The organism is Rhizobium sp. C104, assembly GCF_022354505.1.
Classification (GTDB): domain Bacteria; phylum Pseudomonadota; class Alphaproteobacteria; order Rhizobiales; family Rhizobiaceae; genus Rhizobium; species Rhizobium redzepovicii.
The window spans coordinates 1-13,716 of record NZ_CP092354.1 but is presented as its reverse complement, the minus strand read 5'-3'; the positions used below and the strand labels follow the sequence as shown (position 1 = coordinate 13,716).

At 60.8% G+C, this 13,716-nt stretch carries 13 protein-coding genes and 2 pseudogenes; 4 read left to right on the top strand and 11 right to left on the bottom strand.

The features are described from left to right. Positions 1 to 16: 16 nt before the first annotated feature. From MF410_RS34080 to MF410_RS34045, 8 genes and pseudogenes are all read right to left on the bottom strand, one after another. Complete coding sequence (locus MF410_RS34080) at positions 17 to 460, bottom strand: DUF6527 family protein (RefSeq protein WP_239621193.1); 444 nt, start codon at positions 458 to 460, stop codon at positions 17 to 19. Further along, positions 457 to 1,629 carry a ThiF family adenylyltransferase gene (locus MF410_RS34075; RefSeq protein WP_239621192.1) on the bottom strand — a complete coding sequence of 391 codons (1,173 nt, stop codon included), beginning with the start codon at positions 1,627 to 1,629 and terminating at the stop codon, positions 457 to 459. Before MF410_RS34075 ends, MF410_RS34080 begins: the two co-directional genes overlap by 4 nt. Next, positions 1,604 to 2,359, bottom strand: coding sequence for a multiubiquitin domain-containing protein (locus tag MF410_RS34070; protein ID WP_239621191.1), 756 nt, complete (start codon positions 2,357 to 2,359; stop codon positions 1,604 to 1,606). The genes MF410_RS34075 and MF410_RS34070 overlap by 26 nt, the downstream gene beginning before the upstream one ends. Positions 2,360 to 2,440: 81 nt before the next feature. Beyond that, positions 2,441 to 5,842, bottom strand: coding sequence for a UvrD-helicase domain-containing protein (locus MF410_RS34065; RefSeq protein ID WP_239621190.1), 3,402 nt, complete (start codon positions 5,840 to 5,842; stop codon positions 2,441 to 2,443). A 1-nt stretch (position 5,843) separates the two neighbouring features. Continuing rightward, positions 5,844 to 6,422 carry a hypothetical protein gene (locus MF410_RS34060; protein WP_239621189.1) on the bottom strand — a complete coding sequence of 193 codons (579 nt, stop codon included), beginning with the start codon at positions 6,420 to 6,422 and terminating at the stop codon, positions 5,844 to 5,846. After that, positions 6,419 to 7,276 carry a DNA-binding response regulator gene (locus MF410_RS34055; RefSeq protein ID WP_239621188.1) on the bottom strand — a complete coding sequence of 286 codons (858 nt, stop codon included), beginning with the start codon at positions 7,274 to 7,276 and terminating at the stop codon, positions 6,419 to 6,421. The genes MF410_RS34060 and MF410_RS34055 overlap by 4 nt, the downstream gene beginning before the upstream one ends. 13 nt (positions 7,277 to 7,289) lie before the next feature. Then, positions 7,290 to 8,349, bottom strand: a pseudogene (locus tag MF410_RS34050) (nucleotidyl transferase AbiEii/AbiGii toxin family protein). Then, positions 8,346 to 9,200, bottom strand: a complete 855-nt coding sequence (locus tag MF410_RS34045) for a DUF6088 family protein (protein WP_239621187.1) — start codon at positions 9,198 to 9,200, stop codon at positions 8,346 to 8,348. The pseudogene MF410_RS34050 and the gene MF410_RS34045 overlap by 4 nt, the downstream one beginning before the upstream one ends. A 215-nt stretch (positions 9,201 to 9,415) precedes the next feature. Here MF410_RS34045 and MF410_RS34040 point away from each other — a divergent pair, with 215 nt between their 5' ends. Then, positions 9,416 to 9,673: a hypothetical protein gene (locus MF410_RS34040; RefSeq protein ID WP_239621186.1), complete on the top strand. Its 258-nt coding sequence runs from the start codon at positions 9,416 to 9,418 to the stop codon at positions 9,671 to 9,673. A gap of 26 nt (positions 9,674 to 9,699) precedes the next feature. Here MF410_RS34040 and MF410_RS34035 read toward each other — a convergent pair whose 3' ends face one another. The 3 genes and pseudogenes from MF410_RS34035 to MF410_RS34025 all read right to left on the bottom strand — a co-directional run bounded on the left by MF410_RS34035 (position 9,700) and on the right by MF410_RS34025 (position 11,233). After that, a complete protein-coding gene (locus MF410_RS34035) occupies positions 9,700 to 9,849 on the bottom strand; it encodes a hypothetical protein (RefSeq protein ID WP_239621185.1) in 150 nt (49 codons plus the stop codon). A 22-nt stretch (positions 9,850 to 9,871) separates the two neighbouring features. Beyond that, positions 9,872 to 10,129, bottom strand: a complete 258-nt coding sequence (locus MF410_RS34030; protein ID WP_239621184.1) for a hypothetical protein — start codon at positions 10,127 to 10,129, stop codon at positions 9,872 to 9,874. Positions 10,130 to 10,242: 113 nt separating this feature from the next. Next, positions 10,243 to 11,233 (bottom strand): annotated as a pseudogene (locus tag MF410_RS34025) (carbon-nitrogen hydrolase family protein). Between the two features lie 525 nt (positions 11,234 to 11,758). On the opposite strand from MF410_RS34025, the gene MF410_RS34020 reads away from it, so the two are divergent. The 3 genes from MF410_RS34020 to MF410_RS34010 form a co-directional block, all read left to right on the top strand. Beyond that, on the top strand, positions 11,759 to 11,938 hold the full coding sequence (locus tag MF410_RS34020; RefSeq protein WP_239621182.1) for a hypothetical protein: 180 nt from the start codon (positions 11,759 to 11,761) through the stop codon (positions 11,936 to 11,938). A gap of 218 nt (positions 11,939 to 12,156) precedes the next feature. Then, the gene (locus MF410_RS34015; protein WP_239621180.1) at positions 12,157 to 13,080 is read left to right on the top strand and encodes a DUF3991 and toprim domain-containing protein; all 924 of its coding nucleotides are present in this window, start codon (positions 12,157 to 12,159) and stop codon (positions 13,078 to 13,080) included. A 314-nt stretch (positions 13,081 to 13,394) separates the two neighbouring features. Further along, a partial coding sequence (locus tag MF410_RS34010; protein WP_239621178.1) for a DUF1419 domain-containing protein occupies positions 13,395 to 13,716 on the top strand: 322 nt, incomplete at its 3' end.

Below are 13,716 nucleotides of genomic sequence, written 5' to 3'. Positions count from 1 at the left end.
AATGTAACTCACAGGTTTATTGCTTAGGTGCTGATATCCACGTCCAAATGCGTCGCCAGACACCGCGCTGGGGCGTTGCCGGAGCGGTATGGGCAGGAGGTTCGACCTTTGCCGGCTGGCCGTAGAAACGCTCCTTAGCGGCGCGATCGCGACGACGCTCAGCTTCGACCTGCTCCTCGCTCCACGGGCCTGCTTCGATAACCTTGCTTCGTTCGATCACATAATGTGACCGGCACTTCAGCGTCCAATTGCCGATTGACGGACGAAGGGAGATGGTTTCGCCGTCGAATGTCATCTTCCAGTCCGTCGGTGTGAAGGGGACGATCACTTCCTCGCCGCAGCCGCAGCAGCAACTATGGGCTGACGTCGCATAGTCCATCGACACGTAGAGGACACCAGCCTGCAGACGCTCGGGAATATGTTCGACGAAGCGGTGCTCAAGTCGTTGGTACCGGATCATGCGAGGTCTCCGTTGATCAGCATGTTGCCGTCGGTCGTGTAGGTGCAGTGGTGTTCCTGCTCCAGATCGCGATAGAAGCCGCGGATCTTCTTCCACTTCACCACCGCGAGAACGGCATTGAGTGCGTTGAGGTCGGCCACCTGGATGTTGGAGGCGTAGATGTCTTTGGCGCCGCCGCCCACAAAGGAAATGCGCTGCGGCACGTGATCCCGCTTTTCGGGCGTGCTGGCGGTCACCCGCAGGATGCCACCCAGCGAGCCTTCATCAAGCTCAAGACCCATCCCGACATCGATGAAACCGGCGCCGATTGCCTGGAGTTTCTCCACGATTGACTGCTTGGCCTCACCCGCATCAAGGGAAAGGAACGCGAAGGTCACGCCGTCGAGAAGGTGGAGGTTGTCAGCGTTCAGAGCGACATCGTTCGCTACGATGTTGCGGTGCATGCGACTGTAAATGCGCTTGAGATATTCGACCTTCTTGGGCGCGTCCCGGAGCTCGTCCAGGCTGGGAGCACCTGGCGCGCGGAACGCATTGTGGGTGAGAAATTCATCGCTGTCGAAGATCCGGATTTCGCAAACCGGTGTTTTCGCGACGAGGTCGAGAATGTAGCCGCCCGTGCCGCCGAGCCCGATAATGGCGATGCGCTCGCCCACGAGCCGTCCTGTCAACGCGCCGATACCAACGCGGTCGGACGCAGTCTCGACGTAGTTGAAGACGCTCTCTTCCTCCTGTTCGGGCTCGCGGAAAGTGCGTGCGGTCGAACCGGGCTTCAGTACTGCAGCGGGGCCTGCGATGATGTTCGCATAGCTCGTCATCTTGTGGTGGTAGTCCGCATAGCCGCCCTCCGGCTTGCTGGAGAAGCTGTGCGTCGCCTTCAGACCATGACCAAGGTCGAAGGTGCCGCTCATGTGCGAAATCCCTTGAATTCGAACGCCATCGGCATGGCAGGGGAAATCACCATCCCAGTGGACGACATGCGTGTCGGGCGTACGGGTTTGATCGCCCGCTAGCGTGAGGCTGGAGATTAACGTGCCGATGCGCGGCTGTCGGCGCTCGTCGACGTAAGGGATCTCACGCATAACGAGATAGCCGCCCTGCTGCTGGACGAAGTAGCCCTCGTCCAGCAGGCGCTTGAGGTCCGGATTACGATTGAACAGTGCGCGTGACATTAAACACCGTACCTTTCTTCTTGACATCGACGGAGCCGCCAGCCCCGAGTTCTCCGGCATGGGGCGCCGACGCCGCGTGCCGATAGGTCATCGAGAAGACGACATTCGGCTCGTGCTGGCCCGGAAACGCGAGCTGGACGACCTGCTCGAACGTGACCGTCTGTTCGTCCACCGTGCGGAGACGCGAGTTGACGACGATTTCGAAGGTCACCGGCGGCTTGCGCGCGGTGATGAAGCGCTCGATGCCGGCGCCGTTCAGATCAATCAGCTCGTTGTGTTCGATCAGGCGATCTTCACTGCCCGGAACCTCGAGGAATACCGCCTCGTTGTCTCCTGGCTTTGCCAGACCATAAAGGACAGCACCGCTGATGACGGGTTTGCCCCAGCGCAGTTCGTCGTCGTTGAGGGTCAGCTTGAATTCGCGATCCGACTGGAAAGCAATGAACCGCTCAGCCCCGCGCTCGCGCAGGTCGAAGGACTCGTTCAACCGCACATCCTCGAAATCGCCCGTGGGCAGGATCGCAAAGAGGCTATAGCCATGCCGGTGATCGAGCGATGCGGCCTCCAGCAACTGGCGCCCGAGCGGCACGGGATCGCTCACCTGACGCTGCTGAAAATTGAGGTCGCCCTCACCAAGCAGAAAGCGATACGCTTTCGCCGGACGAAGTGCCCGGCCTTCGCGCAGGGCGTCTCCGACGTCGTCATAATCAAGAAGTTCGTTTGTAGTCATAGATTGGTTCCTTATGTATTCGCCGTGGCGACGCCACGGCTCTAAGGATCCAATCGGTGCGACATTGGCCGACCGGTAAGGTCAGGCAAACTTTTTTTTAAGCGGTCCTTCCGGGGTCGAGCCACAGATAAAGAACGCGGGACAGTTCGGGCACGTGAACGATGAAACCGCGGCAGGAAACCGCCCCGCGCGAATCTCGCCCAGAAACTTTGCAAGCTTGTCTCTGCGCCCCGATAGTTCGCGGTCCGACAGGGATAACGGATGCGCTTCGCTGTCCGAGAGGTGGAGCAGCTCTGCAACGGCGCCGGGGAAGGCCTGCTTGACCGCGAGGATCAACGCCGCGGCGGCGACATCCTTGCCCTCCGTGGATCGCATGTGACCTGTGCCGATGCGGCGCACGGCGCGGACGCCATCAGGGCGCACCAGCACCTCGTCCGGCTGGACGAGGATTTCCTCGCCGCCAATTATGAGACTGACAGCGGTAGGGACTTTCGCGACCATTCCTGCGCGGCTGGACAGAAAGAACCGCAGCATCGCCAAGGCGAGATCGAGGAATTCGGCGCGATATCCATGATCGGAAAGCCCTTGGCTGACGAACGCTGCTTCCGCGCGATCTTGCAACTCCCGCTCAGAAAGAGACAGGTCAGAAGCGACCACCGCCCCAACCACCGAGCGAACTGCCTCGTGCAACTGCATGAACGCGGTGGTGGTTCGACGTCCGCCAACCTGAAGGACATGCGTGTAGAAGAAGCGGCGGGGACATGACTCATAAAGAGCGATTTGCGGTCCGCTAAAGCGAAGCCGACCGTCGATGATCAATTCAACACTCTGCGAGTCTGCGGCCGGGGGGAGGGGTCGCCCCGGCACGATCGGACGGCGCATCAACGTGGTCCCGAGGCGGTCCAGGAACGGTGAGAGCGGCCGATTGTGCCCATTGCTCTTCTCTGTCGGTGCATAGAGGAACAGGCGGTCGCGAGCGCGTGACAGGGCTACATAGAAGAGGCATTCTTGCTCCTCGGTCTGGCCAACGCGGAACGCATCCAGGGCGCTGCCTTCCGCACCAGTGATCATGCCCGTCGGCGCCGGGCATGGCGGAGCCTGCGGGGCCCGCGGTAGGGTATCGCTGTTAAGTCCCAGGATATGCACCGCTTCGAATTCCAGCCCCTTGGCGCCGTGGATCGTCATCAGTCGCACGCCGTCGAGATGCTGTGCTGCTGCCGGCAACTGTCGCAGGTCGCGGTCGTCGCCCAGGCGCACAAGTCTGCGCACGCGATCGAGCAGACGCGTTACCGGCAGCCCGCGACCCGCCGGCTGTACGCGCACGAAGTTGAGGAACTGCCAGATTGCAATACCGCGGGTGCGATCACCGAGGTCCGACGATGCTCCGAGACGTGCCGCAATCTGCGTGCGATCAAGAAGCAGCATCGCGAGAATTGTCCACGGCGAGGTGGCGTCGCCGAATCCATCCAGGGCAACTGACAGGTTGCCCAGCGTCCGGCGTCCTGCCTCACTCAGTTCCGGGATGGAGTCGATATTTTGCAGCCAACGCGCCGGCGCGGAATCTGTAGCTCTCAAGTACGCGAATACAGCTGCGACGTCCGCGAAAGGCATCGCGAAATCCGGCCAGCAGGCGATGCGAACGAGACCCATGGCGCGCCGGTCCACGAGGATTGATAGGAGCGCCAGCAGGTCCTTGACCTCACCTCGCTCGAACAGACTGCCCAGGAACAGAACCGGCACACCGAGGCGCTCAAGATCTTGCCCTATCCTGGACAGCTTTTCATTGCCGGTGCACAAGACCGCCTGATCGCGATAGGCATGCCCCTCGCGCCGCAGTTCCTCGATCGCCTCGGCCAGGGCGACCTGCTGTTCTTCGGCTCGCCGCACGGTGCGCAGTTCCGGCTCATTTCCATTGGCGTCCCGCTCTGCCTCCAGGCCGCTATCGGCATCGCCAGCGCGCATCTTGATCGCGAAATTGGAAAAGCTGGTCGTGATCTCAGGCACCGAGCGATAATTGCGCTTCAATCGACCGCGTTTGCCGCCGGTGAAATCTTGGCTGCCGAAGCGCGACATGTTGAACGATGACGCTCCGCGGAACCGATAGATCGACTGCTTGGCGTCACCGACCACCCAGAGATTATCGCCGTCGGGGCGTAGTGCGCTTAGCAGTCTCACGCTGCTGCGGTTGACGTCCTGATATTCGTCGACGAGGACATGATCGTACTGCGCCTGGAGTGTCGCGCGGATAGCCGCATCCTTCTCGAGCACTTGCACCGGTAGGGCGACAAGGTCGCCAAAGTCGACACAGTTCGCATTGCGCTTTAGCTGCTCATAGGCCGCGTAGAGGCGGGCGACCTCGACGGCGCGCTCTGCCGCTTCGCGCGCCTCCGGGTCAGCCGCCGTTGACAGCATGGCGCCGGCGAGCGCAGCGTAGCTGTCGGCATCGACCACCTCATCCTTGGCTCTCGACACGGCAACCAGCATATCGGCGATAATCTGGGTGGGATCATAGAGATTCCGATAGTGGGAAAGCTTCAGGCGCGGAAACTCTTCCTCGAGGAGTTCGACAGCCTCGGTCCGATCCATCATCCGCGGATCCTTCGGCAAGCCGAGTTCCGCATAGAATCGCCGAATGATATCGAGGCCGAAGGCGTGAAACGTGCCGATCCACATAGCGGCGGCCGCCTCGGGCCGCTTGCGCGCGATCCTTTCGGCCATTTCGCCCGCTGCCTTGTTCGAGAAAGTCAGAAGCAAGATCCGCCTCGGATCGACCCCCTCTTCCAGAAGGCCTATGACGCGTGCAACCAGCGTCTGGGTCTTGCCGGTGCCTGGACCCGCTTCGAGCAGATAGGCTTCGCCGCGATGTGCCGCTGCCGCCGCTTGCAAAGGATTCAATGGCCGTTCCTCATGCGCCGCCTCGTTCGCCGGCGGCACCGGCGGCAGGAGCAGGGCATCGAACAGCTGTTGCGCGACGACGTCGAATGGTGCGCCGAGCTTCGTGGCAATGTCGGATGCGGAAAGCCCTTGGTCGATATGAAGTGCCCGCGCGACGTTGCGCGGCAGCAGCAGTTCGCGCGCGAACAGATCCATTTGAACTTCGCGCCGCTGCTTGCGCCCGTAGTCGACAACCCGATCAATGCCGACCGGCGAAGGCTCGGCCGCGCGAGCGGGATCGATTGTCGGCGCTGGAGCATCATCGGGATCGTCGCCAAGCTCGACATGTCCAATCTCGTGCGCAACAAGGAAGGCTCTGTCGAACAAGGAACCGACATTCTCATGAAGGATCAGGTCGTCGGCGGCTATGAAGGTCGCGCGACCGCCGTTGAGAAGAGCGGCACCCGCCGCAGTCGGCTCAACGTCGATGCCCCGTCGTTTGGCTTCGGTGACGACGAAGTCATATGGCGACCAGGGATCGGCCCCGGATTGAACCAGGTGAGCGTGAAGCTCGGCGGCGACTTGCCTGGCAAGCTCCACGCTATCCATGTCATTCGGCCTCTCTCAAAAGCTCGGCGCGCCTCTCATCGGAAACGCCGGCGTCGATCAGAACTTTCTCGAAGGTGACCTGGTCTCCTGCGTTCGGCTTGCCATCTGCCTTGTAGCTGCGAGCTGCGATCAACGGTGCCGGTCCCCAAGACATCTGCAGCTGTGTGAGCGAGCAGCGCATCGCCTCTGCCAGATTTTTAAGAAACCGTTGCGGAATACTCAGCAGTGACACCCGCCGTTCACGCAACGCGGTGATGACCTGGCGCGGGACATCCAGTTGGCGAGCGACGGCGCGCCAATCGTCGGCTGTCAGAGCCGCAAAAGGATCTGGTCCGGCCGCTGGCAAAGCGTTGGCGTGTTGCGACCAGGCGGCCTCGATCAGCGCCTGATCCGCAGCGGAGAGCGGCGCGTCATCTTCTGGAATTTCACGGCGTAGCTCGCGCGAGAGGTCAACGAGTTCCGCGGCATATTCCGGATAAAGCCGCAGATAGCGTTCGAGGGTCGAACGATCTTGCTCGCTTTCGACAGCGAATGCGTCAAGCACGGCTTCACGGGAGGGGCGTTCGCCAGCCGGGCTCATTGCTGTTCCCCGTCAGCCAGAGCCGACCGCAATGTTGCAATCGCTTTATCGCGATAGGTCCGGATCGTCTTCTCGGAGCGGCCCAATGCCTTGGAGATGGTCATGACGTCTGGCTCCTTTGAATCTATGGGAAAGCCCTCTTTCAACATGTGTATGATCCTGATTTGTTCTGGCGGCAGAGCTTCAATCGCCGCATCTAGACGCGACCGGTAAACCGGATCGTCGAAATCCGGTGCGGCAAAAGGATCATGGGCCCCGGCCGCTCTCTCCACCTCCGCGGTCAGCTCACCGCTCTCCTCGTCATATTCGAGAGGCTGGGATCTGTTCTCGTCCCGCCAAGCCTGTTCCTGGGCATCGCGTCTGAGGCTCGCAACAGCGCCATCGAACCGCACTTCGAAATAGTCGAGTTTGTCGACGTATGATGCCCGGTCCGCGGACAGCATTTCGACAAACCGGCTGAAGACCTTGTCACGGACCAGGCTGCGCGTCAGCGATTCAGTCTTGCCGTCGGAGTTTTCTGATCTGGGCACGCTGCGCAGCACCCGCTCCATGAGAATGCGGTATAGCCGCTCGAACCAGGCCTCGTTATTGTCGTAACGAGACGCGCGAATGAAATATACGAGGCACTCGCTCGGTACGTAGCCTGGGTCGGAGCGCTTGGTGATTGCCGCTCGGCCGATCAACTCCTCGCGCGGCAGGGCTGCCAGTTCTGCGATGAGTGTTTCCACCTTCGGGTCGCGCTCATAAAGCTCGCCAGTCAGTCGTCGCTTGCGCAGCGGCGCGACCACCGCGTAGCCGTTGCGATATGCGTCCGGCTCCGGTTTCGCGCCCACCGATCCCTCCAGCTTCTTCATCGCCGCCCCCGCCTCATTCGGCCATCTTGTTCAGGCTTGCCTCGAGCGAAGCGATGCTCTCGATCACGGCTTCGAACGCCGGAGCCTCGCCGAAAATCATGCCCTGCATCGCCCGGTAATCAACGCGAGAGCTGTTCGACCATCGCGTCATGCGGCGCAAGCGCGAACGAGCCGGGTACAGCGGTCGCAAGGTCGAAGTCGGGCCGATTGAAGAACATGCGCGCATGCGCGACGCAATCGTCGCCGAGTGCTCTGTCTTTGATGGCGGCTGCCCCAACGGCTGTCCCAATCAGCCGGTGCAGATCGTAATAGTGTCGCGATACACGTTGGCCGCCGCCTTTTAATTCATCACGCTTGTCGAACCAGCGCCGCAGCCCGTGGAGAATTACGACCTTGTCCCAGAAGGTCCGTTCGGGATCGACGGTCCGCACCGCCGGCACCGTCAGGTCGAGCGCCGGAAGATCATCGTCGACATAGGGCTTGATCGGCACTTCGCTGTTCGGATCAAGCGCGGATTTCGCGCCCGACTCGATCTTGATGGCCGCCCTCACATAATCGGAACGCGGCGTCGCCGCGGGGTACCAGATCAGCAAAGTCTGACCGTCAGGGTCGCTGTCGTCAGCCTCGATCCGCGCTTTTGCGGCATCAACACCGGCGGCCTTGAGGCGGTCCGCAAGGATCACCGTCAGTTCGTCGCGAAGTGGGCCGTTGATGTAGGCCTTGCAGGCATCCTTGATCGCCTCGAGACGTGCCTTGCGCTTCTTACCGCTGAGTTCCTCGAGTTCTTCGATAGTCGCCGCCTCGCCGATATCGTCCCTGAACACGGTGACATCGATATCCTCGGAAAAGCGGCTGATCAGGCCAAACCCTTTGGACAACGAGGTTCCGCCTTTGAAGAGAAGGCGGGGTCCGCCTTTTTTCAATCCGTTGAACAAGACGTCCAGCGTCCAGCAAACCCAGAAGTCTTTTTCTATGTTCTGAGCGGCCGTGCCGAGGCGTTGCGCCGTCGTGTCGAAGGCGCTCAACATCGCAGCCTCTCCGGCTGCGAGAACTTCGTCAAAAGCAGGATTCATGTCTTGGCCGATCGAGTTGAACCGCGTGTGACGGTCTCCGTCTTCTGTGTGGGGAGTGGTTTTCGCGCCGTTCTGACAACCTTGGAGGCGCGCTGATCATCATCGTCGATATCGCCCTGAGGAGCAGCGTCCTCGACGAGGGGCTTGAGAAACACCCTCATCCAGTTTGGCAAAGCCGTCATGCCAGCCGTGAGGTCTGCTTTCAGCGGCGGTCCGGTCGTAGGATCGTCGAAGAGCTTGGCCAACTTGCGTCTGATCTGATCACTCTCCCCTTCGCGATCGAGGAGATCGCGTAGCCAGTGAAGCGCCTGTACGACCCGCATGCCCGGGCGCCCGGCCCAGAACAGCTTGCTTGCTGCGGTCGGCCGGAAAGCGATTGTGACGTTGCCCAGCTTGATCGCACGACGCCGGGCATCGGTGTGGACGACGATTTTTGCCGGAACCGCATCGGTCAGGCCGAGATCGTTGGCAGCGGTCATTCCATCAACGAGCATCCTCGTTTGGTCGCGTCGCCCGACCGCATCAATCACGGAGCGGGGATCCGGCGGATTGGGTTTTTGGGTTAGTTTGTTGAATCCCGGCTGATCATAAAGGCCGCGATCGATTCGCCTAAGGGTCCCCGCCTTTGTCAGTCGCTGCAACGCCTTGTCGATTGCGTCACGCGAGGCGAGATCAACGAAGTCGCTCGGCGTCCATACCTTGCGCGGCGGATCGGTATGAATGCGATCGAGCATGACACTCTTGAGGTCGGATGAATCGGCTACCATGTCCGAAACTTGTAGTCTTTTTTCGGACTTCAAGCAAGGATAGCTGTCCGAAACTTGTGTGCTTTTTTCGGTCAAAGCCGACATGTGTTTGACTGCGTGACAGCTCTTGGACCGTAACTCAGCACCGGAAGCTATTCGACGCATGTACGGACTCAAGAACAGGCCTCAGGAGCAGGGCCGAGCTGGACGAATATATCGAGAGCGTTCTCCCGTTGATCGCTAAGGAAGCCTTGAGCTTGCCTCCTGACGCAAGTATCTAGCAGATCAGAGCACAGATCTTCACAAGGCAGGATGCGGCGATGCTGAAAACCGATACCCGCCAAGCGAATTGGCGCCGTGCCAATCCGGGCAAATACGATGCTCACCTTGCTGTGCAGCGTGCGGTGAAGGCAGGAGAGCTGGAGAAGCAAACGTGCGAGGTCTGTGGCGTCGACGCGGTCGATGCCCATCATGATCAATACGACGAGCCTTTGAGGGTGCGGTGGTTATGCCGACGGCATCACACGCGTCTTCACCACTACGGCGAAGACATGTTTCCGATCAGGAATGACCTATAGGGCCGACCAACGGCCTGTCTGGGCGATCACGCCGCCAGCGACATGCCCGCGGCCTTCCGCTCTACCAGTGCCCAGATGTGGCCGAAAGGATCGAAGATCGAGGCTACGCGCCGGCTGAGCGTGTCCGTCTGGATTTCGTCACGGAGCACGGCTCCTGCCGCAACGGCGCGCTGCATCGCGCTGTCTATATCGACGACCCTAAGCTGGAAAATCGTGCTGACAGCCCCAGGTTTTTTGGGGAAGAACGGACGAAGGCTCCTTTTCGCGATTGGGGTTGGACCCGGCGACCGTCACGCCCATCTCCCAAAGCCTCATCACGACACCCGCCAAAACGCCGTCGATGCTATAGGTGTCCACTTCCTGCGCACCAAAGGCGGCCGCATAGAAATTAGCGGCCTCTCGTTCCCGGCCATGCTCGACAAACAAAGAGAATTCGACGCTTATAGCTTCGGTCATTATGTCCTCGTTTAGTCGGTCGGTGGAATCACTTCTTCAGGATCCGCGCTGGGGCCGACTTTTTGATGTCGTGGTGTCAGGGACCGCGGCGAGTCCCTGACAATCGATATTATTCAGAAAAGATTCTTCCCGTCGCTCCTTGGATCACCTTCCACATGGTGAGGCGTGTAGAGGTCGGTCCGGACCCGCCGCCGCCATGGCCTGGCAAGATTTTCCGGGTCAATGTTGATGTCAGCGACTGAAATAGCAGCCAGACCGTTCTTCGGGCATTGGGTCGCCCATTGGCCATCTGGAGCGGCGATCCCCGACGGAGCGGCCGTGCTCTGCGGTGCGAGCGTGGAAAAGCTCACCCAATAGGTATTGCTTGCGGCATGCCCCAACGCCTCTGCGGCAAATGCCGAAGCGTTAGAAGGCGTCTCTCCTGCGGTCGAAAACAGGACACAATCGACGTCGAGGTTCTCGTAGTCGACGAAAATCTCCGGATAGTGCACCTCCATGCCCAGGGCGCAACCGAAGCGCAGTCCATCCACCTCGAAAGTCACGGGGGTTTTCCCCGGCGAGTACATGAACGAGATTTTCGTGTTCGATAGCAGGCGCTCATCGTAGCGGCTCAACAGTTCACCGCGATCGGAGACGACGTAGAGGCTGTTATGCGGACGGTGCGGCGAGATCAGTCGGTGCACGGCGCCGAACACCGTCCAAAGCTTTAGCTGCTTTGCCAGCCTCCGAATCCCTTCCAGTTCTTCACGCAAAGCTTCCCATTCAAAGCGAGTCCAATCGGAGGGTCCGATTTCATTCGGTCCAACCTCGGACATGATCCGCTTGTTGGGCCAGCAGGTGGTGCCTTCCGGAAAGTGTATAAGGCGAGCCCCCGCTTTATTGGCCTCCTCCATGAGGCGGCGCATCTCTGCTGCGCTGGCGTGCAGCGCCGAACTGTCACGGGGATCGTTGAACAGGGATGTTTGTGCTACAGCCAGCCGTATTGAACGGATCGCGGGATTGTCCGCTGCCTTGCTTATGTGATGGAGAGACTGCGGTGTAAGACTCGCCGGTTTTGGCTGCGCGAGCACGGACACGGCGTTTGAAATTTCCGTTTTGAGTCATTGTCGGGCCTTTCACGTCTCGGACGCAGTTCCCCAGCAACCCGCCCGAAACGATCGGACCAAGACAAGCAACCCGAGACAGAAGTCCCTTTGCCTCCGTTCAAGACCTTGCTGGGGAAGATCTGGGAGGTTAGGCGCAGGCCACGCCAAGATGAGATTGGCGGGCAAGTGCCGATTCGTCAAGCTGGCACAAAAATCCTGTTCTTCCAGTGTCCTCTGGAAGTGGCACGTCCTTCGGACCAGGCTCTATTCCGCCGCGGCCTTGCCGAAGCTCCACCGAACCCCTGACGGATTTCGGCACATTCGTGTGACGATCCTTCGTGCGAGCGGCGAGATCCCGCCGGTACCGGCCGCGCATTTCATCGACCCGATCGTCCCCTGCAGTCCAAAGCAAGCCCGGATCTTCACGATCGCAACCCCCGGGCCTAAAAGCGCGCGGCTTCGCCTCCGCGGTGATCGCGCCCGGGGACGGACACTGATGGAGCCATCGAGCGGGATTGGCCCGCTCCGAAGATGGAGCCTTCAAATGTCTGATCTTGCTCTTGCCCAAAACCACGCCTTCCAGCTCGCCCGCACTCTCATGGTTCCCGTCACGCTCTTCCGCTCCGGCAACGAGTTCGGCGTCCTTCCGTCCGATGAACTTGAAGACGGCGAGGTCGAAGCCATCGCCGAGTTCGATCCCTTCGACCATAGACCGGCTCATTGAGCCGGGTTCCTCCTCCTGAGGTGCCGCTTGCGAGCAGCAGGCGGCAAGGGAAGCTTCGCCGCGGCTGGCTGTTTCGGCGGGTGCCGAGATGCAGATCTGCAGGTTGCCAGCCGCGCCCTTGCCCCCTTTGCTCTTCGCGTCGTCCGGAAGGAGCCCCGCAAAGTGCGGGAAAGAAAACCCGAAGGAAAGGCGCGCGCCCGCGGCGCACGAAGAGGAAAATGGATCAGCACGAACTGAATGAACTTAGAAACAGGGTGCCCTGCGCGGCTGTGCTGGATGCGGCCGGCTATGCGATCGATTTGAAGGAGAGCACGCGACGGGCGGTCAAGTATAGGCTTGGAGACGAGATCGTCATCGTGATCCATGAGGGGAAAGGCTGGTTCGACCCGCTTTCCGATGCGAAGGGGGACGTGTTCTCTCTCATGACCCATTTGCACACGGTCGGCTTTCCTGAGGCCAAGATGCTGGTAGGCCGATTGGTCGGCTACGAGCCGCGCCAGCCAGTGTGGAAAAAGCAGGCCCGGCAATACGATCCGGAAATCGCCGTGGCTGAGCGATGGAGGACGCGCCGCAAGCCCTGGCCGGGCTCGAGAACCTGGCGCTATCTGCGCGACGAGCGCCATCTTCCGGAAGCCCTGATCCGGGCCGCCGTCCGTGACGACCTGCTGCGCGAGGGCCCTCGCGGCAGTATGTGGGCCGCGCACAAAAACGGGGAGGGGACCGTGACGGGCTGGGAGGAGCGCGGTCCCGAATGGCGCGGCTATTCGACTGGTGGCGCCAAGGTGCTGTTCCGGTTCGGCCACGGCGGTGTAGTGCGCCTCTGCGTGACCGAGGCGGCAATCGACGCCCTGAGCCTCGCGGCTCTGGAAACCGGCCGACACGATAGCCTCTATGTCAGCACGGGTGGCGGCTGGGCTCCGGCTACGGAGGCGGCAATCGGAATGATAGCGGCGCGCCATAAGGGGCTTCTGGTGGCCGCTACCGACAACAACGCGCAGGGCGACGTCTACGCCGACCGCCTTCGCGGGATCGCCTCCGAGATGGGGTGCGATTTCGAGCGGCTTCGTCCTGACCTGGAAGATTGGAACGAGGAGCTTCGTGCCCGGCGCCGCGGGAATTTGAAAAGCGGACCGAGTTCATGATCGTCGCCGCCGAATGGCTCGCAACTCGACCGAGATGCAATGATCCCCTGACCTGAAACGCGCGCCCGCATTCAGGGACAGACTAATTTTCGAGTGGGGCAGAAAAAGAGGGCAGGGGGAAGAAGGAGAATGTGGGAGTGCCGCATGCCCGCCGACTGCGTCAAGGGTGAAGCTTCGCCCGGCTGCGCCGGCCCTTGACCCGGCCGGACGGAGAGGCGGCTGCGGGGGAGGGGTCAGGAAGGGCTGAAGAGGAATGGTGACATCGCGAAGATGGCCGCGCTTCAGCCCGGACGAGGCCTTGAAGGAGCCCAGCCATGACCCTCTCAACAACCCGCAAAGTCTACCAGGGCATCGCCGACCGCCGGCAGATGTTCCGAATGTTCGATCGGCACGTCCAGCGTCCAAACCGTTGGGCAAATGATGACAGCGCGCTCTATCGCAGCGAATGGTTCGAACTGGACCAGGCCGGCCACGATTACATGTTCGAGATCCTGCCGCCGCTCTGGATGCGCGGCGAGATGTTTGCCATGCGCGAATTCCTGACAGGCTCGATCACCAGCATCTTCTTCACCCTCAGGATCGAAGGTGCTGTTCGGATTCTATCGCGTTTCCCTGATCAACCTGAGCAATACGTAA